The 18,009-nt window shown below is 45.4% G+C and carries 17 protein-coding genes and 1 riboswitch; of the genes, 5 read left to right on the forward strand and 12 right to left on the reverse strand.

All coding sequences use genetic code 11. From position 1 onward, the window contains the following. Positions 1-514 precede the first annotated feature (514 nt). Complete coding sequence (locus R8O11_RS19420) at positions 515-970, forward strand: RNA-binding protein (protein ID WP_064354401.1); 456 nt, start codon at positions 515-517, stop codon at positions 968-970. On the opposite strand, the gene murI is transcribed toward R8O11_RS19420, so the two are convergent. The 3 genes from murI to btuB are packed head-to-tail and all read right to left on the reverse strand — an operon-like array spanning position 933 to position 4,355. Beyond that, on the reverse strand, positions 933-1,736 hold the full coding sequence (gene murI, locus R8O11_RS19425; RefSeq protein ID WP_064354402.1) for a glutamate racemase: 804 nt from the start codon (positions 1,734-1,736) through the stop codon (positions 933-935). The two genes, R8O11_RS19420 and murI, sit on opposite strands and share 38 nt — an antisense overlap. A 31-nt stretch (positions 1,737-1,767) precedes the next feature. Then, a complete protein-coding gene (locus R8O11_RS19430; RefSeq protein ID WP_005378675.1) occupies positions 1,768-2,460 on the reverse strand; it encodes an ATPase in 693 nt (230 codons plus the stop codon). 59 nt (positions 2,461-2,519) lie between these two features. Further along, positions 2,520-4,355, reverse strand: coding sequence for a TonB-dependent vitamin B12 receptor (gene btuB, locus R8O11_RS19435; RefSeq protein ID WP_033907262.1), 1,836 nt, complete (start codon positions 4,353-4,355; stop codon positions 2,520-2,522). A gap of 55 nt (positions 4,356-4,410) precedes the next feature. Continuing rightward, positions 4,411-4,611: riboswitch (cobalamin riboswitch) on the reverse strand. 184 nt (positions 4,612-4,795) lie between these two features. Here btuB and trmA point away from each other — a divergent pair. Further along, a complete protein-coding gene (gene trmA, locus R8O11_RS19440) occupies positions 4,796-5,905 on the forward strand; it encodes a tRNA (uridine(54)-C5)-methyltransferase TrmA (protein ID WP_033907263.1) in 1,110 nt (369 codons plus the stop codon). A 65-nt stretch (positions 5,906-5,970) separates the two neighbouring features. Here the strand turns inward: trmA and R8O11_RS19445 are convergent, their stop codons facing one another. Together R8O11_RS19445 and fabR are read right to left on the reverse strand one after the other, a co-directional pair. Continuing rightward, positions 5,971-6,336 carry a YijD family membrane protein gene (locus tag R8O11_RS19445; protein ID WP_005378634.1) on the reverse strand — a complete coding sequence of 122 codons (366 nt, stop codon included), beginning with the start codon at positions 6,334-6,336 and terminating at the stop codon, positions 5,971-5,973. Continuing rightward, the gene (gene fabR, locus R8O11_RS19450) at positions 6,336-6,977 is read right to left on the reverse strand and encodes an HTH-type transcriptional repressor FabR (RefSeq protein ID WP_005378632.1); all 642 of its coding nucleotides are present in this window, start codon (positions 6,975-6,977) and stop codon (positions 6,336-6,338) included. Before fabR ends, R8O11_RS19445 begins: the two co-directional genes overlap by 1 nt. A gap of 263 nt (positions 6,978-7,240) precedes the next feature. On the opposite strand from fabR, the gene sthA reads away from it, so the two are divergent. After that, positions 7,241-8,671, forward strand: coding sequence for a Si-specific NAD(P)(+) transhydrogenase (gene sthA / locus R8O11_RS19455; protein ID WP_006742759.1), 1,431 nt, complete (start codon positions 7,241-7,243; stop codon positions 8,669-8,671). Between the two features lie 58 nt (positions 8,672-8,729). On the opposite strand, the gene dinF is transcribed toward sthA, so the two are convergent. The 3 genes from dinF to lexA all read right to left on the reverse strand — a co-directional run bounded on the left by dinF (position 8,730) and on the right by lexA (position 11,734). Then, positions 8,730-10,079, reverse strand: coding sequence for an MATE family efflux transporter DinF (gene dinF / locus R8O11_RS19460; RefSeq protein WP_017636071.1), 1,350 nt, complete (start codon positions 10,077-10,079; stop codon positions 8,730-8,732). Between the two features lie 55 nt (positions 10,080-10,134). Continuing rightward, the gene (locus R8O11_RS19465) at positions 10,135-10,929 is read right to left on the reverse strand and encodes a class I SAM-dependent methyltransferase (RefSeq protein ID WP_318194352.1); all 795 of its coding nucleotides are present in this window, start codon (positions 10,927-10,929) and stop codon (positions 10,135-10,137) included. A gap of 184 nt (positions 10,930-11,113) precedes the next feature. Further along, positions 11,114-11,734: a transcriptional repressor LexA gene (gene lexA / locus R8O11_RS19470; RefSeq protein ID WP_005378682.1), complete on the reverse strand. Its 621-nt coding sequence runs from the start codon at positions 11,732-11,734 to the stop codon at positions 11,114-11,116. 368 nt (positions 11,735-12,102) lie between these two features. Between lexA and plsB the strand changes: the two genes are divergently transcribed. Beyond that, the gene (gene plsB / locus R8O11_RS19475; RefSeq protein WP_033907264.1) at positions 12,103-14,529 is read left to right on the forward strand and encodes a glycerol-3-phosphate 1-O-acyltransferase PlsB; all 2,427 of its coding nucleotides are present in this window, start codon (positions 12,103-12,105) and stop codon (positions 14,527-14,529) included. Positions 14,530-14,593: 64 nt separating this feature from the next. Here the strand turns inward: plsB and ubiA are convergent, their stop codons facing one another. Together ubiA and R8O11_RS19485 are read right to left on the reverse strand one after the other, a co-directional pair. Next, positions 14,594-15,448 carry a 4-hydroxybenzoate octaprenyltransferase gene (ubiA, locus tag R8O11_RS19480; RefSeq protein ID WP_005378684.1) on the reverse strand — a complete coding sequence of 285 codons (855 nt, stop codon included), beginning with the start codon at positions 15,446-15,448 and terminating at the stop codon, positions 14,594-14,596. Then, positions 15,449-15,988: a chorismate lyase gene (locus R8O11_RS19485; protein ID WP_005378686.1), complete on the reverse strand. Its 540-nt coding sequence runs from the start codon at positions 15,986-15,988 to the stop codon at positions 15,449-15,451. 161 nt (positions 15,989-16,149) lie between these two features. On the opposite strand from R8O11_RS19485, the gene R8O11_RS19490 reads away from it, so the two are divergent. Continuing rightward, on the forward strand, positions 16,150-16,560 hold the full coding sequence (locus R8O11_RS19490) for a flagellar basal body-associated protein FliL (RefSeq protein WP_005378687.1): 411 nt from the start codon (positions 16,150-16,152) through the stop codon (positions 16,558-16,560). Positions 16,561-16,623: 63 nt separating this feature from the next. Here R8O11_RS19490 and glpG read toward each other — a convergent pair whose 3' ends face one another. Both glpG and glpE read right to left on the reverse strand, forming a co-directional pair. Continuing rightward, positions 16,624-17,466, reverse strand: coding sequence for a rhomboid family intramembrane serine protease GlpG (gene glpG, locus R8O11_RS19495; RefSeq protein WP_047103977.1), 843 nt, complete (start codon positions 17,464-17,466; stop codon positions 16,624-16,626). Beyond that, the gene (gene glpE / locus R8O11_RS19500; RefSeq protein ID WP_005378691.1) at positions 17,466-17,786 is read right to left on the reverse strand and encodes a thiosulfate sulfurtransferase GlpE; all 321 of its coding nucleotides are present in this window, start codon (positions 17,784-17,786) and stop codon (positions 17,466-17,468) included. Before glpE ends, glpG begins: the two co-directional genes overlap by 1 nt. Between the last annotated feature and the right edge of the window lie 223 nt (positions 17,787-18,009).

Consider the following 18,009-nt stretch of genomic DNA (forward strand, 5'->3'; position numbering starts at 1 on the left):
AGTAATGTTTGAATTGACTGTGCTGAATCTTTCGATTCAATGGTCACTTCGTTTCATTGAAACCTAATTTGATACCGAGGTATCGAATTGGATTATCATCAACGAGTGCCCACACAGATTGATAGGTTCTTATTTTTAAAGAGCTTTTCTAACATTTTCAGCAACTTAGTTGCTCGCCGTTAGGGGTGCGTATCTTACTTCACACCGTGAGAGAGTCAAGCATTTTTTTCAAATTTCTTTTCTCTCAATTCCGACTCGCTGTGTGACTTTCGTCTCACTCCGTGTCGGTGGATGCGCAGTATAGGGAGTTGAGAAATTAGTACAAGCGTTTTTTGCAAAAAAACTTTCAACAGGTCATTAGTTAGCCAAAAGCGTGATATTTGCATATTTCTTCGTCACATTTGAGACATATCACAGCAATTGGTTGGAAAAACACCAACCATATACGTAAGATTCATGTGTCTATTCTGTTAATGGACAATCGAACTCTTTATCACTATGTGTAGTAATTAAAATGACGTCTAAAAAAAATCTGATTTTATGTGTTGGGCTGGCCGTCGTTGGGGGAATCGTCTTCTCTCAAGTCACCATCCCACCAGCCTTGAGTTTTCTCATTGGTGTTATCGCTACTGCTTTTTTATTTTCATTTTCTAGCCAGACACCTTCTATTCAATCAACGGACTCGGATCCATCGACTAAAACTCTGTATGTCGGCAACCTTCCTTATAAGGCCAATGAGAGTCACGTTCGCGATTTGTTTGCTGAATATGGACAGGTCTATGCAGTACGCTTAATGAAAGATAAGCGCACTGGAAAAAGAAGAGGGTTTGGTTTTGTCGTGATGGCTGCGGCAGATGCCAAGCCAGCTATCGCTAAACTTAATGAAAAGGAATATATGGAAAGAACGCTAAAAGTTAGAATTGCGAACGATCCTAAACACCCGGATGGTGGTAAACCAGAACAGGATTAAAACCTAGCTTCTTTAAACAAATGTTCAGTGCATCTTCCTGCCAAGGAGTTGCACTGGCATAAATCGACTTACTTCCCTCTTCCGTATCCTCAATTTCATCACTTAATAGTAATGCTTTTACTCGACGTGCAATGGCTGCACCCGAATCAATTAAAGTAACGTCCCCACCCAAAGCTTGATGAATTTCCTCTTTGATTAAAGGGAAGTGAGTACAACCGAGCACCGCAACGTCTACTTTATCGCGAAGCGGAAGCAGGATTTTTGTCAGTTCGTCTAGAGAAACGCTGTTGCCTCGCAACTTCTCTTCGGCCATATCCACCAAGCGAGTTGATCCCAACAGCTCAACTGGTTTGCCTTGCGCAAAGTCTCGTATTAACTCGTGAGTATATTGGCGTGTTACTGTCGCCGGAGTGGCGATCAGCCCTACCCCTTTTGATGCTAAAAGCGATGCGGGTTTAATCGCAGGGACAACACCAACAACGGGAATCGATAAATTTTCGCGTAAGGAAGGAAGCACTATGGTGCTCGCCGTGTTGCAAGCAATGACGACAATGTCGACTTGGTGTTCTTCGACTAAAGAAGAGACCAGTTGGTTAACTCGTGAAACGAGTACAGCCTGATCGAGTTCACCATAAGGGTAAGCCTGATTATCGAATAAGTATAAGTAGTCTAGCTGGGGCAATAGGCGATGTATCTCTTGGAATACAGAAAGACCACCAACACCAGAGTCAAAAACTAGGACTTTTTTCTTACTTGCTACTCGCACGAGTCTTACCTAAAGAACAGAAACGTTGCGATCATACTGCGTAGATTTGTTTTGGCAATGCTTTAGCATGGTATCTTTGATGGCTGAATCTATCTCCAGATTCTACATCTCGCTTCGTCAACTCGATATGTCCTTGAAAAGATGGCGAAGACGTGACCAATGTGTGAAATTCACCATTTTCCCCACAGGGATCAATTTGACTTGGTAATGACTCTATTAGGGCTTTGTCATACCAGCGACCACACCATTCTGGAGGGAGAACTCTTCCGTCGATGGTGATTAACATAGTTTGAATACCACGCTCTATGATTTCCATCGCTAGTTTTTCGCTGCTCTCCCCTAATAGAGGAAAGACGCATTCCCAGCCAACAGGTTCAATATAGCTGCGTCGGTAATCGGCAATGCCATTACAAAACATATCACCAAATGCGACAGCTTCTATGTTCAGACCACTACTTTGTAATGCATTAACGATGGTCGATTGATAAATGTCGTTACTTGGAAAGATTTCAGGTAGCTCGATAGTAATGAGCGGAAGCGCAAGTAAGTCTGCTTGCATTTGTACGACTTCAAGCGGAGTTGCTTGGAAAGGGACTTCTTTCCCTACGTAAGTCGTGTACAAACCGACAACTTGATAATTTGGATTCTCGTTAAGGCGCTCAAGCGTTAATGTCGAATCTTTACCACTGGACCAACTGATCACCACTCGCTTGGGTTTCTTCATTCGATTTTCCACCACAAAATATTAAAAACCGCCCGAAGGCGGTTTGTGCTCATTCACGATTAGAATTCGTAGCCAACGTTGAGATAGTACGCTCGCTCTGCAGCAGGGTAACCTTTTGCCATCTCATACTCTTCATCAAGTAGATTATCGATACGAGCGCTAATAGAGGTCGACTCATTCGGATAGTAAGTCACCGCCGTATCAACCAACGAGTAAGAAGAAAGCGTAATATCTTGTGAAGGCCAAGTGCTGTAATCCACATCTGGACGCTTACCGACGTACTGATAGCTAACCGACCAATCCACTTTATCGAAGCTCACTAAAGCATTCCACTTATACATTTCTTTAGCGCGGCGCTGCAACTGATGCCCTTTATCGTCTTCAGCATCTTTGTAATCTGCACTCAACTGGTGCTGCACAATCCCTGTATCAAACTCAGCAACAAGCTCCACACCTTGGATATGTGTTTCACCATCGACATTCAAATATTTGTATGTGGTTGGATGGTAATCGATAAGATTCGTGATTTTATAGTCATAACCCGTGACGGACCAAAAAACGCCTTGGACATCACCGCTGAATGCTAGCTCCCAAGCATCTGACTCTTCCGGCTTCAGATCTTTCTCACCGTATGTTGGGTCATACTGTTGATATAGGTTTGGAGCCTTAAACGCAGTACCAAAAGAAGCTTTAACCCCAAACTCTGGCACAAATTGGTAACCAGCCGCTAAACTGTAAGTGAACTCACTACCGTATTCTTCGTTATCATCAAGGCGAGCACTGCCCTCAAGCATTGCTTTATCAATACTAGTCGTTGCCATACCAAACAGAGCGCCATTGGTACGATCAAACGTTTTATTCGCACTCTTGTCTTTATAAGACTCATTACGCCAATCAATACCACCAGCCAACGTCGTATTGTTGTTTAGCAAGTAACTGTTGGTCCACTGGACATTCTGCTGCTCAAGTTCATCTTTAGTACCTGAGTGTTTGCCTTTTGCTTGCTCATAGTTCCAAGACTTCTGTTTCTGTGCCGTTACTTGTAGTTCTGACATTACATTATCAGACTGATACTTACCGCCCAGAGTGACAGAAAGATCGTCTTTTTCTGCTTCGTAGTAACCGCGACTGCCGTAGCTGCTGTCATATTGATAAACATTTTCGTAAGCACGTAGGTTACCAAATGCAGACCACTGATCATTGAAGTTATGCACGTAACCTAGCAGACCATTCTTTGTATCAAAGCCATGGCGATCACCGTCATTAACTCCCGGTACAGGACGAACGTTATAACCATCATCACTTTCACTACCAAGCGCGATATTTAGCTGGCCGCTCTCTGTGACTTTAATACCAGATGCCACACTCAATTCCTGGTAATCTAAGCTGCCTAAACCCGCACTTAACTTCGTTCCTTCTTCGTCAGCACGCGCAATGGTGATGATATTGATCACGCCACCAATCGCTTCTGAGCCGTAAAGTGACGCACGCGCACCACGCACGTACTCAATACGTTGAACGTAAGTAAGTGGGATTTGGTTAAAGTCCACAGCGCCCTTCGCTGCTCGTGCAAAACGTACGCCATCAACCAGTACTAAAACTTGGTCGGAACTGGTTCCACGAACAAATAAAGACGCTAGCTGACCACGACCACCATTTTGTGAAACTTGAATCCCGGTAAGGCGACGCAATACATCTGGTAGGGTTTTCGCTTGAATGCGATCGATGTCTTGTCGAGTAACTACTTCGACATCTGCCAACGTACGGCTTTCGGCTTGCTCAAAACGGTTTGCCGTAACAACGATGGTTTCGTCAGTGGAGGTTTCTTGGGCCTGTAGATAAGAGACAGGTGAAAGCAGCGATGCCAAAGTGATCGCCAGTGCGGATTTTCTCATTGTATTGTCCTAAATCGCGTAATTCCTTCCGAGCCCTGTCATCATGACAGTCCAGTGCTGTGGCTCAGTTGTTGGCAGGTATTCGGACTCAAGAGCACGGGTGTACCGCCTACTTGCTCGACTTCCCACATAAACTAATGCAGTGTCTGATGAGCGTTCGTTCTCTTTTACCGCTGCGCGTCAGTTCTGGATTCACACCAGATTCCCATTTCAGCCATCTAGATTGCTAGATAGCACCAACTTGAGGCAAATATTATTCAGCTATTGATTATTTGTCCAGCCAATATTGCCCTTAGAAGTTGTAACGTTTTGATTGATTTTGCTTTCTACTCTGCCTGTACGCACTATCTTTAAATCAATTCCAGTACAAAACTGGACATCCTATTGAGATTGAATAAAATCTGCGCTCTTAAATTGAATGCACCATAAAAGGTAAGATCATGGCTACTCTTGATGTAAACCCACAACGCTACCAAGAACAACTGGCTGAAAAAGTCGAACGTCTCACGGATATGTTCGCGCCATACAACATGCCAGAACTGGAAGTGTTTGAATCACCAGAGCAGCACTACCGCATGCGTGCTGAGTTCCGTGTTTGGCATGAAGGCGAAGATCTTTACTACATCATGTTCAACCAAGAAACTCGTGAGAAGTACCGTGTTGACCAATTCCCTGCAGCAAGCCGTCTGATCAACGACCTGATGCCGCTATTGGTTGAAGCGATGAAAGACAACGACTCACTACGTCGTAAACTGTTCCAAGTGGATTTCCTATCGACGCTAAGTGGTGAGATTCTGGTCTCACTCCTTTACCATCGCCAACTTGATGAAGAGTGGATTGAAAACGCGAAAGCCCTTAAACAGCGTTTAAATGATGAAGGCTTTAACCTAAACATCATTGGTCGCGCTCGTAAGATGAAGATTGTCCTAGACCGAGACTACGTTATCGAGAAGCTCGATGTAAATGGTCAAAGCTACATCTACCAACAAGTAGAGAACAGCTTCACTCAGCCGAACGGCAAAGTCGCAGAGAAGATGCTGGAATGGGCGGTCGACTGTACCCAAGAAAGCACTGGCGACCTACTAGAGCTTTACTGTGGTAACGGTAACTTCTCGCTGGCGTTGGCACAGAATTTCGACCGCGTACTGGCAACTGAGCTAGCGAAGCCATCTGTGGTATCTGCACAGTACAACATCGCCGCCAATAAGATTGATAACGTACAAATCTTACGTCTATCGGCAGAGGAATTTACTCAAGCGATCGAAGGTAAGCGTGAATTCCGTCGTCTACAAGATGCAGGTGTGGATCTGAAGAGCTACAACTGCAACACGATTTTTGTCGATCCACCACGTGCTGGGATGGATGTCGATACTTGTAAAATGGTGCAAGGTTACGAGCGCATCATGTACATCTCTTGTAACCCTGAGACTCTAAAAGAGAACTTGGACATTCTATGCGAAACACACAACGTGACGCGTTTTGCTCTGTTTGACCAATTCCCTTATACCCACCACATGGAAGCTGGCGTGCTATTGGAACGTAAAGCTTAGTCCACCAGCTTCAGACAAAAAAAAGCGAGCTCAATGGCTCGCTTTTTTTAATTTGATTCGTTTGCTTATTCCGCAGAAGTCTTCTTGCTGACAAAACCTAGCTTCTTACCAATCCATGCGAGTAAGATCATTGAAACCATGATCGCGAAGAAGTTTGAGCCTGCTTCTGGGTATTGCGCTTTAATAAACGCAGAGTGACCAAACGCACCTACGAAGAAACACGCCAAGCCAACTAATGGGATATCTTCTGATACCGGATTATTTAGGTACTCTTGGTAAAGAGCTTGTACAGCCAGTACGAGTGCAATCAATGGGAAGATTGAAAAAGACACTTCACTCATGGTCAACCATGACAACAAAGCATCACCACACATACCTGCAACCAGTGCCAAAATCAGCGTTTTCTTTTCAGATTTATTTCCATTCGACATTATTCTATCCCGCCTTTTAATCGGTTACGTTCACGTTCTTTGCGATACCAATAGGCCCCTTTGGCTATCATTCGCAATTGCATGATCAATCGCTCGGCGAGTTCATCGCGCTCACGTCGATCTAAATCTAAAGCTTCAGCCCCCGAACTGAAAACCAAAGTCACAGACGCTTCTGCTTGAGTATACGCCTCTTCTCTGGTCACGCCGGTGCTCATTAAATACTCGGTTAATTCTGCCGCAAAATGCTGGATTTCTCGAGCAACAGCGGTACGAAATTCAGCAGAAGTGCCGGAGCGCTCACGCAACAACAAACGAAAAACGTTCGGACTACTTTCAATGAATTCCATAAAGGTTTCGACCGAGGTACGAATTACGCTACCTTCTTTCACAATACGTTGACGCGCCTGACGCATCAGTTGGCGTAGTAGCAAACCGCCTTCATCAACCATGGTTAAGCCTAGCTCATCCATATCTTTGAAGTGACGATAAAAAGAAGTCGGTGCAATCCCTGCCTCTCGGGCGACTTCTCGCAAGCTAAGGCTGGAAAAGCTGCGATCCGCACTTAACTGACTAAATGCCGCATCGATCAATGATCGACGTGTCTTCTCTTTTTGCTGTGCGCGGATTCCCATCGATTTCATTCTTAACTTGCTCTTTTTCTATAGGGTACAAGAGCCTCAATATAACGCAATTTGCTCCTACGGAGAAAGATATGTTGCTTCGCTCGCTCTGAGCGCCGAGAACGTTACTATTGGCATGCATCTAATTGCAATGTTCTCGATGCAATTTATAGACATACAACATACCAAATCACCCTTTTGGTCGATTCTGCGTGATCACTTCCACTCTCTAACAGGCATGACGTGTACCAATAGAGTAAATGAGTTAAAATCGCGCTAAAGCAATGTTAAGCAAATATAACAAGGAAGGCATCATGGCGCATGTTAATCACTATGACGTGATCGTAATCGGTAGTGGCCCTGGCGGAGAAGGGGCTGCAATGGGATTAACCAAAGCGGGACTGAATGTTGCCATTGTCGAGAAAGAAAGCAGTGTCGGCGGCGGTTGTACTCACTGGGGTACCATTCCATCAAAAGCACTGCGTCATGCCGTTAGCCGCATCATCGAATTTAATAGCAACCCGCTATTTTGTCGAAACAACACCAGCGTTCATGCAACATTTTCTGACATTTTAGATCATGCTAAATCGGTCATTGATAAGCAAACTCGACTTCGTCAGGGCTTTTATGACCGTAACTCATGCACACTTTTGTTCGGAACCGCGCGATTTATCGATAACTACTCAATTGCAGTGATGCAAAGCGACGGTACAGAAGAAATCTATTCTGCAGATAAGTTTGTCATCGCGACGGGTTCTCGTCCGTATCAGCCTAACGACGTAGATTTCTTGCATGAGCGCATCTACGACAGTGATTCCATTTTGAGCCTGAAACACGACCCTCGCCATATCATCATTTACGGTGCGGGCGTTATCGGTTGTGAATACGCTTCTATCTTCCGCGGACTTGGAGTGAAAACCGACCTTATCAATACCCGCGACCGCTTGTTGGAGTTTTTGGATAACGAAGTGTCAGATGCGCTGTCTTACCACTTCTGGAACAGCGGTGTGGTAATTCGTAATGATGAGACCTATGAAAAAATCGAAGGCACAGAAGATGGCGTGATTATTCACCTACAATCTGGCAAGAAGATGAAGGCAGACTGCTTGTTGTATGCGAATGGTCGAACAGGTAACACCGATAAGTTGAATTTGGGTGCAGTGGGTCTGGAAGCGGACTCTCGCGGACAACTAAAAGTAAACCGTAACTACCAAACCGATATCGAACACATTTACGCTGTAGGCGATGTCATCGGTTACCCTAGCCTTGCAAGCGCCGCTTATGACCAAGGGCGATTTGTCGCACAAGCCATTACGAAAGGTCAGGCAGAAAACTACCTGATTGATGATATTCCAACGGGTATCTACACCATCCCAGAGATTAGCTCTGTGGGTAAAACCGAGCAAGAGCTAACAGCTGCGAAAGTACCGTATGAAGTAGGACGCTCTTCGTTCAAGCATCTAGCTCGTGCACAGATCGCAGGGAAAGACATCGGTAGCTTGAAGATATTGTTCCATCGTGAAACCAAAGAAATTTTAGGGATTCACTGTTTTGGCGAACGTGCCGCGGAAATTATCCACATCGGTCAAGCCATTATGGAGCAAAAAGGCTCAGCGAATACCATCGAGTATTTCGTCAATACCACCTTCAACTATCCAACAATGGCCGAAGCGTATCGTGTCGCTGCGTTGAATGGTTTGAACCGCTTGTTCTAATCTATGCTTCTTGATAGCAGACAGAAAAACAGCAGGCTTGGACCTGCTGTTTTTTATATCAACATTGTGCTAGGAAGGTATCCTTGTGCCATTGGTAGAGAAAGATAACCCCTAAACCAATACCCCGCATCAACATAAAGCTCGTCATTGCAAACCACAGCGCGTGATTTTCCCACTCGGCGAATAAGTAAAAGACAACGAAGAAACTGCTGGTCGCGACAAACATACTATTGCGCATGTCTTTGCCTTTGGTTGCACCGACAAAAATGCCATCCAATAGAAAGCACCACATCGACGCAAGTGGCATCACCACCAGCCAAGGTAGATACACCGCTGCTTGCTGTTGGACCGTCTCAATTGAAGTGATCATGGCGATCAACTCCGATCCCGCCAAACCAAAGAGCGCGGTCAGTCCTAAGCAAATAACCAAACTCCAAAAGAAAGTGCCGACAAGCGATGCACTCAATTGTTGCCTATCTTTGGCACCAATCGCCTTCCCGACCATGGCCTCCATCGCATAAGCAAAGCCATCCATGCCATACGAGATAATCATCAGGAAGCTCATCAGAACCGCATTTGCAGCGACAACCTCATCACCCAAGCTCGCGCCTTGGAACGTCATAAAGCTAAAAGCCGCTTGCAGACACAAAGAGCGTAAGAAAATATCGCGATTCAATTTCACGAATCGCCCTAAACCGTGTTGAGTGCTGGCTAGCAACTTTTGAGGTGATGGTAATTGCCTCTCTCGCCAGGTTTTCCAGACACACATGAGACCAAAACCCATGCCAGAGTAGTCAGCAATCACCGATGCCAGCGCAGCGCCTTCTACTTTCCACCCCAAACCAATCACAAACAACAAATCGAGGGCAATATTAGTCACGTTGGTGATGATCACCATCCACATTGGTGCTTTGGAATTTTGCGTTCCGAGCAGCCACCCCAACAACACAAAGTTCATTAGCGCAGCGGGGGCACTCCACACACGGATAGAGAAATATTGCATACCGTAGTGTTTTACCTCTGCGCTGGCGTCACTCCAACCAAAGATCAAATCAGCTATCGGGGTATGGGCAATAAGGAAGACTAACGCAAACAGCAGCGCCATAAGTGAGCCTTGCATAAACACCAAGGCAAGTTGCTTTCGGTCTTCACCGCCATAGGACTGCGCCGCCAACCCAGTAGTCGACATACGCAAAAAACCAAGCAGCCAAAACGTCACGCTGATCATGGTGCTGCCCAACGCAACACCACCCAAATACCAAGCGTGGTCTAGATGACCAATCACCGCAGCATCGACCAAACCAAGCAATGGAACAGTAATATTCGACAGCACCATAGGTATAGCTAAAGCTAAGACTTGGCGATGAACTTTTGGGTTAGATAAAGGAGAGAAGATTGAATTTGTCACAGGCACCTCATCAGTAAGATCGACGAGTGTACCTGAGCGCTTAACGACTAGCCAATTACCACTTGATATGAACGAGTACTGGCGTGAGGCGATGCTTCAACATTGGAATCTTATTAAGCCAACGCTGCCAAGCTTTCCAACGAGAACAGAATCTATCGAATGGCGAGAAAGCTTTCACCCACTGTGCCCATGGTAACCATTGCAATATCTGTGCTGCAGGCGCTTCAAAGCCATGAGCATAACGATCAGAGCCAAGCTTTTGTCCCCACTTGGTTTCCGTTAAATCTCCTGCCAGCACCATACACAGTTCAGCAGAAACAAAATGTCGACCTAAGGTTTGAATAAATTTCGCGACTTGACGCTCTGTGTAATCGAGCAGTGCCATTTCACATAAAATGAGTACCGGTGCTTGCTCTGGAATGGCTAACGTCTCTAGCCACGACATTTCATCCACACTGCCACAGCGATGTTCATAACGTTCATTTTTGTGGAACAAACGCTGACGCCATACCAAATTTTCCGTCACATCCAGCTCTATCCAATGGCAGCGTCCATTATCCAAACGATAAAAGCGGGTATCCAACCCCGCTCCGACATTGATTATCCAGGCATCGGGATACTGCTGTAAGAAGTGACTAACCTGCTGGTCACAAAGCTGAGTCAGCGTCACGTGCAGCAATTGCTTCTGCGCAATATCACCACTCAAACAATCCGGCGCCATCTTACAGCTCAAACACGCTTTAGCAGCTATCGGATCGTACACCAAGCCATTGTCGACCATGCTTTCACGGCTACGCAATAACAGTGGCTTTAATAAATGGTTAGGAACTTGATGTTTAGACTGAGACATGGGCATTTCCTGCGCCAGAGAGAAAACATAGACATTAATAAAGATGATAATGAATATCAATTACATTATCAAGCTTATAAATTGGTCAAAACAAACAAGGTCAAGATGATGAGCAAGCTTTTGGAGGAAGTAGAAAAAGAGAAAAGACAAAACAGCCCAGATGAACTGGGCTGCTTAAACACACTTACATCCAATCGGTATTGCGAATAATACCAACGGCTAAGCCTTCAATCGTAAGGTGCTGAGACGTTAAGTCCACTTGGATTGGGGCAAACTCTTCATTCTCAGCATGCAGTAATATGGTTGAACCTTTGCGCTCCAAACGCTTCACAGTCACATCATCATCAACACGCGCAACGACAACTTGACCGTCTCTCACATCTTGGGTTTTATGCACCGCGAGCAAATCGCCATCCATAATCCCGATGTCTTTCATACTCTCGCCATTTACACGAAGTAAGAAATCCGCTTGCGGTTTGAACATCGCAGGATCGACTTGGTAGTGCGCCTCTACGTGCTCTTGAGCCAGAATTGGCTCACCCGCTGCGACTTGACCAATCAAAGGCAAACCCTGCTCATCATTGGCTGCGTCTTCAAGCAGGATACGAATCCCACGAGAAGCGCCTGGAATAATTTCAATTGCTTGCTTACGAGCAAGCGCTTTTAGGTGTTCCTCTGCGGCATTCGCAGAGCGGAAGCCAAGCTCACGCGCAATCTCTGCACGAGTTGGTGGCATTCCGGTGTCGTCGATTTTACTTTTAATCAAATCGAAGACTTGTTGTTGGCGTGGCGTTAACGGCTTCATGTCTCACCTGTCTTTTTATACAGTTAACTGTGAGTATATCCAGTAAATGCTCAAATGAAAACCCAATTGGTTGTTTTTTAATTTATTTGTGGGGAGCTTTCAGCTTACCAATTAAGTTCATTCTTTATTCGTTTAAAACACCGACTTTTCAGTTAATCAAGTCAAAGCAATAACTTAGGGGTTCGACTAATTTACAGCCAATAAAATTAAAAGGTTTGACCAGTTTCTGGTATCCTTGCAGCGCTTAAATTTTATCGCCTAGGCTTATTTCTATTGCCGTACTCATCTCTTTTTATAGAGAAGACATGCAAAGCGGAAACTGAAATAAGGTTAGGCCTGTTTGAATACCTATTGAGGCTGTGAACTTTATGTCTTCTGGACAATCATTTTCACGTTCATTACTAAAACTACCTTTATCGGTACTGGTAAAGGGCACCGCAATCCCGTCGAACCCGATTGAAGATCTGAACATCGACCTAACTAAACCGATTGTATATGCCCTGCCGTTCCGCTCGAACGTGGATTTGCTGACACTGCAAAAACAAGCCATGAGCCTTGGTCTACCCGACCCGCTCAGCCCGCTGGAAATCAATGGCAAAACGCTGAACCGTTTCGTCTTTATCGCTGCGCGTCCAACTGTGATGAACAACGATAATGATGTCCCAACCGATTCTGTTTCTCTGTTCACTGACTTACTGGAACTGCACAAGCTGGATAGTGAGTTGGATGTTCAAATGATCCCTGCAACCGTGCTTTGGGGTCGTAAGCCAGGTAAAGAAGAGAACCAAAAGCCTTACCTTCAACCGATGAATGGTCCGCAAAAAGCCAAAGCGGTAATGGCGGCGGGACGCGACTGCTTAGTTCGCTTTAGTCCCGTGGTATCTCTGCGTTATATGGCAGACTCCCACGGTACCGACAGCGCAATTGCGCACAAACTGGCTCGCGTGGCGCGTATCCACTTCTCACGCCAGAAACTGGCTGCTTCAGGCCCAAACCTGCCACAACGCCAAGTGTTGTTTGCTCGTTTACTAAAATCTCCAGCTATTGAACTGGCGATTGCTGACGAAGCCAAGAGCAAAAACATCTCGATTGATAAGGCACGTAAAGAAGCCCACGACATCATGGATGAAATCGCTGCCGACTTCTCCTATAGTCTGGTGAAAAACGGCGACCGCATCCTGAGTTGGTTATGGACAAAACTATACCAAGGTTTGCACATCAATAACGCCTCGACTGTGCGTCGTTTAGCGCAAGACGGCCACGAAATTGTGTACGTTCCTTGTCACCGTAGTCATATGGACTACCTGCTGTTGTCTTATGTTTTATACCATGAAGGCATGGTGCCTCCGCACATTGCGGCAGGCATTAACTTGAACTTCTTCCCGGCCGGTCCCCTTTTCCGTCGTGGTGGGGCGTTCTTTATTCGTCGTAGTTTTAAAGGCAACAAACTGTACTCAACCATTTTCCGTGAGTATCTAGCTGAGCTGTTTGCCAAAGGCTATTCAGTCGAGTACTTCAGTGAGGGTGGTCGTTCACGTACAGGTCGCTTACTGCAAGCGAAAACGGGTATGCTGGCTATGACCATCCAAGCAATGCTACGTGGTTTAAACCGCCCAGTAACGCTAGTGCCGGTCTACATAGGCTACGAGCACGTAATGGAAGTGGGCACTTACGCGAAAGAGCTGCGTGGCAAACGCAAAGAGAAAGAAAACGCAGGGCTTGTACTGCGTACTCTGCGTAAACTGCGTAACTTTGGTTTGGGCTATGTGAACTTCGGTGAGCCAATTCAGCTCAACCAATACTTGAACGAGCATGCTCCTGAGTGGACGAAAGACATCGACAGCATGGGTGGTAACAAACCACAATGGATGAATCCTGTGGTGAACGACCTTGCTAATAAGATGATGACGCACATCAACGATGCGGCGGCGGCAAACGCGTTGACCTTGTGTGCAACCGCACTGCTTGCTTCTCGTCAACGTGCACTTTCTCGTGACTCGCTGATCAATCAGATTGAGTGTTACTTAAAGCTACTCAAAAATAACCCGTACTCAAGCACCTCCACTATCCCTACCGAAAGTGCTGAGGAGTTGGTCGATCATGCAATTTCGCTTGATAAGTTCGTGATTGAAACCGATAGCATGGGTGACATCATTTCGCTGGACCGTAGCCAATCGATCCTGATGACCTACTATCGCAACAACATCATCCACTTGTTCGCTCTGCCGTCATTAATTGCCCAAATGCTCATTCGTCAGCGCAACCTTTCGGTAGCCAAGATTCAAGCGAATGTCGCGCAAATCTACCCATTCTTGAAGAAAGAGCTGTTCTTAAGTTACCAAGAAGACGAATTAGATGAATTGGTCGTTAAAACACTGCATGAATTTGCCGATCAGAAAATGATTAGTCTGGATGGTGATAAGCTAGAGATCAATCAATCGAACAACCAGCCTTTGGTTCTGTTAGGTCGAACGATAACTGAAACGCTGCAACGCTACTCTATCGCGATGAACTTGCTTGTTGCTTACCCTGAGCTGGGTAAATCGGACCTAGAGCAGAAGAGCCAAGATATTGCTCAGCGCCTAGGGCGTTTGCACGGTATTAATGCGCCAGAATTCTTCGATAAAGGTGTGTTTACCGCCATGTTCAATACGCTCAAACAGCAAAAATACCTCGATAACGATGGTAACTGTGACACGAAGAAAACGCAGCAATTTGCACGGCTACTGTTCACTCTGCTTTATCCAGAAGTGAAACTGACGATCGAAGAGAGTATTCACCAACTTCGGTCGTAACCGTTTTACCTTCTTCCAATAAGAAAAAAGGCATCCAATCGGATGCCTTTTTCTATTTCTTCGCTTACCAAAATGCGACCAGTAACCCTATCGCTATCACCATGCCAACATAATTGTTGTTAAGGAAAGCCTTAAAGCACAACTCACGCTCACGGTGACGAATTAAGTGCTGCTGATAAACAAACAACGACGCTGCAATCAAAAGGGTCCAGTAGTAACTTTGTCCCAATTGGTAGAACTGCCCTAACCAAACCAACATCGCGAGTGTAATCAGTTGCAACACACCAATAATAAGCTTGTCATGACGACCAAACAGAATTGCCGTCGATTTAATGCCAATCTTTAGATCATCATCTCGGTCTACCATCGCATATTGAGTGTCGTACGCAATGGTCCACAAAGCGTTAATGAGGAACAAAAACCAAACAATCAATGGTAATTCCCCAGTTTGTGCAGCCCACGCCATTGGAATCGCCCAGCTAAAAGCCAAGCCTAAAAATAGCTGTGGAATATGAGTGTAACGCTTCATAAATGGATAGATGAACGCCAACACAATGCCAGCGAAGGATAGCTGAATCGTCAGCGGGTTCATGGTCAGCACTAACAAAAACGAGCTGATACCCAAAACCAAAAATAATCCAATCGCTTCTTTTGCTGTCACTTTCCCTGATGGCAGTGGACGTTGCTTAGTACGCTTTACATGGCCGTCGACTTTGCGATCTGCAAAATCATTAATCACGCACCCCGCACTACGCATTAGGAAAACACCCAATACAAACACGATGAATACATCCCAACTTGGCATCCCTTGGGCTGAGATAATTAGCGCCCAAATCGTTGGCCACATCAGTAACAGTGAACCAATCGGGCGATCCATGCGCATCAGTTGCCAATATGCTTTGGCTTTTTCTGCGGACATTTACACTGTCTCCTTAGCGTAAACTGGTGAATTAGATAAGAATAACTCGGCGACTAGCATCGGTTTGTGATTCATCCACAACCTTGAGCGTCGTGCTAACAAACGTCCTTCTGGTACGGCTACCCATCCCATTTGCAAAGAGTCCCGCTCAACGTTATCTGCGCTAAACACAGTTAGTCCTAATGGGATATCCCCTTGTTGAGCCAAATCATACTGCTGATCAACTAAGGTTGAACGAGGAATCAATGTCCGCCCAATAACCCAGTTATTATTGTCACCGCACAAAATTACCTCTCTCAGTAAGCAATCTTGTTCGGACAATAACTGGCTTTCGTCCTGTTTTAATGTCGCTGCAGTGACGATCTGATTTTGTAGCAATTCTACCGTTAACGCTTGGCAGTGCTGTTTTAAACGACGTGACAAAGACCCTTGCTCTTCAAGCCAATGCTTGGCAAATTCATTTGGAAATTCGAATTCTTCGGGGTTTTGCCACTCTACTTCCAATAAAGAAGCAAGATAGAGTGATGTTGGCTGATTCATACTAGTATTCAATTGGAGGCTTTATGCGTACAATAAAGCAACAACTTACCGTCCATAGTAATGTATGTAACCGTAAGTTCCGTTATTTGTTATAGACGGCCCATTGTATCAAGACTGAAGCGATTCGAATATCGCGATCCAGAGAAAGAAAAGTTAGAAATATGTACAAACGTTATATAGCCCAAATTATTTTTGCGTTAACCATACTATTCGCCGCACCAAGTTGGGCTGAAACGGAAGAAGCTGGACCTAAGTTGGCATACTTTACCCTAGAGCCTGACCTCACTACTAACTTTTACACCAAAGGCAAAAAGTTAGGTTATGTGCAAGTGCGCATCGACATCATGGTAATGAGTCAACAAGATTTATCAGTTGTTGAGCATCACCAACCTTTGATTCGCGATGCAGTGATTGAATTATTGGGTAAGCAAACAGAAGATACGATTAAGTCCCTGTCTGGCCGAGAAGATCTGCGCAAAACCTTAGTGACGACCCTCAACGAAACGCTTTTGCCTGAAACAGGTAAAACCATCATTGCCGATTTGTTGTTTACAAAATACCTTTATCAATAAACCCAAATCCGTTTTGAACATAAAAAAAGACCGCTCTTGAGCGGTCTTTTCATTTCATCTGCTTTAGGCTTGCTGTTGGTATTTCATCTTGCCTGAATCAAACAGCGCAATCGCCATCCCCGACAGTAGCCCAACTAAGTGAGCGGTGTTTGCAATCGCCATAAATGGCTGCACAAACCCAAGAACTAACCATACCAACATAAAGACGATAATTGGCTTGGGTAACGTAAGGCCTAAATGTGGCAAGCGGTAACCCAGTATCCACAAATAACCAAGCAGTGCATAGACCACGCCAGACAAGCCGCCGAAGTTAGCCCCTTCAACATAGAACTGGCCTGCCCCTGAAAACGCTGCCGACACCACAAAGAGTTGCAATAGCTTACCGGAACCGAGACGACGTTCGATGTCGCCACCCAACTGCCACCACCATAGTAAGTTAAACACGATGTGAGTTACTGAAAAGTGCAGTAACGCATGACTTAGCCATCGCCACACTTGCCATTGTTGCCCCTCAAAAGCCGGGAAGTGCAACAACTTAAACACGCCATTGCCAAAGCCAAACATTTGTAACAAGTAGATGATGATACAGACTGTCATGATCAGCAAAGTCATGGGGCCAGCTTTCGCTTTGACCATGCTTATGATACTCGGGCTGGAATAATGAAATGTGCTCTTACGAGTATCGGCAACGTCCCACGAGGCGGCGCTGTATTTTGAATCAGACGGGTTAGCAAGGAACAGCTTAAGTTCGGCTTCCGCTTCTATTTCATGCTGGCTATCAGTCAGCCACAGCGCAAATTGCCCATCCCCTTCTGGCATCATTTCGATGTCAATTTGGCGAGAGGCCATATAATCAATAAAGGCTTGCGCCATACGTGGATTATTTAACGTTACCAATCTCTTCATTAACTTCTCACTATCGGTAGTTCTGCTCGATGCCAGGCTTCAAAGCCACCATCTACACTGTACACCTGTTCAAAGCCTTGGTTAACCAAATATTGCGCCGCACCTTGGCTACTAATGCCGTGGTAACACATCACTAGAATAGGTTGTTCGAACTCCACTTCATCCATAAACGCAACGATCGTATCGTTAGTTAAGTGATACGCGGACTCCGCATGCGCAACGGCAAACGATTGAGGGTCACGGATATCTACAAGCTTCGCATCACCCTGCTCGAGCAGCGCTTGCGCACCTTGTACATCGATATGCTTAAACTGATCCATTTACTTTCTCATTGTCTTATTAATATACCCAAGCAACCTCGAACCTAACGTACTAATCAGCACCCATGGTACAGCATAAAATCCATATTTGAAGCTGCTTGGGTATACTGCCGCTATTGTAACCTATCCAACGGCAAACTTAGACACATGGATAATCAGGGTTTTCAAAAGTGTACACATTCCAACCATTTGTGGATAAAGCTGTGAATTGCGTTGATAAAGT

It is taken from the genome of Vibrio sp. 1288 (assembly GCF_033344475.1).

Excerpts from the sequence above, each read along its gene's own strand:
- glpE (WP_005378691.1), bottom strand. The coding sequence starts at position 17,786 with ATGGATCAGTTTAAGCATATCGATGTACAAGGTGCGCAAGCGCTGCTC.
- R8O11_RS19490 (WP_005378687.1), top strand. The coding sequence starts at position 16,150 with ATGTACAAACGTTATATAGCCCAAATTATTTTTGCGTTAACCATACTA.
- R8O11_RS19430 (WP_005378675.1), bottom strand. The coding sequence starts at position 2,460 with ATGAAGAAACCCAAGCGAGTGGTGATCAGTTGGTCCAGTGGTAAAGAT.
- plsB (WP_033907264.1), top strand. The coding sequence starts at position 12,103 with ATGTCTTCTGGACAATCATTTTCACGTTCATTACTAAAACTACCTTTA.
- R8O11_RS19465 (WP_318194352.1), bottom strand. The coding sequence starts at position 10,929 with ATGTCTCAGTCTAAACATCAAGTTCCTAACCATTTATTAAAGCCACTG.
- lexA (WP_005378682.1), bottom strand. The coding sequence starts at position 11,734 with ATGAAGCCGTTAACGCCACGCCAACAACAAGTCTTCGATTTGATTAAA.
- trmA (WP_033907263.1), top strand. The coding sequence starts at position 4,796 with ATGGCTACTCTTGATGTAAACCCACAACGCTACCAAGAACAACTGGCT.
- R8O11_RS19420 (WP_064354401.1), top strand. The coding sequence starts at position 515 with ATGACGTCTAAAAAAAATCTGATTTTATGTGTTGGGCTGGCCGTCGTT.
- glpG (WP_047103977.1), bottom strand. The coding sequence starts at position 17,466 with ATGAAGAGATTGGTAACGTTAAATAATCCACGTATGGCGCAAGCCTTT.
- fabR (WP_005378632.1), bottom strand. The coding sequence starts at position 6,977 with ATGAAATCGATGGGAATCCGCGCACAGCAAAAAGAGAAGACACGTCGA.
- R8O11_RS19445 (WP_005378634.1), bottom strand. The coding sequence starts at position 6,336 with ATGTCGAATGGAAATAAATCTGAAAAGAAAACGCTGATTTTGGCACTG.
- ubiA (WP_005378684.1), bottom strand. The coding sequence starts at position 15,448 with ATGTCCGCAGAAAAAGCCAAAGCATATTGGCAACTGATGCGCATGGAT.
- sthA (WP_006742759.1), top strand. The coding sequence starts at position 7,241 with ATGTTAAGCAAATATAACAAGGAAGGCATCATGGCGCATGTTAATCAC.
- R8O11_RS19485 (WP_005378686.1), bottom strand. The coding sequence starts at position 15,988 with ATGAATCAGCCAACATCACTCTATCTTGCTTCTTTATTGGAAGTAGAG.
- btuB (WP_033907262.1), bottom strand. The coding sequence starts at position 4,355 with ATGAGAAAATCCGCACTGGCGATCACTTTGGCATCGCTGCTTTCACCT.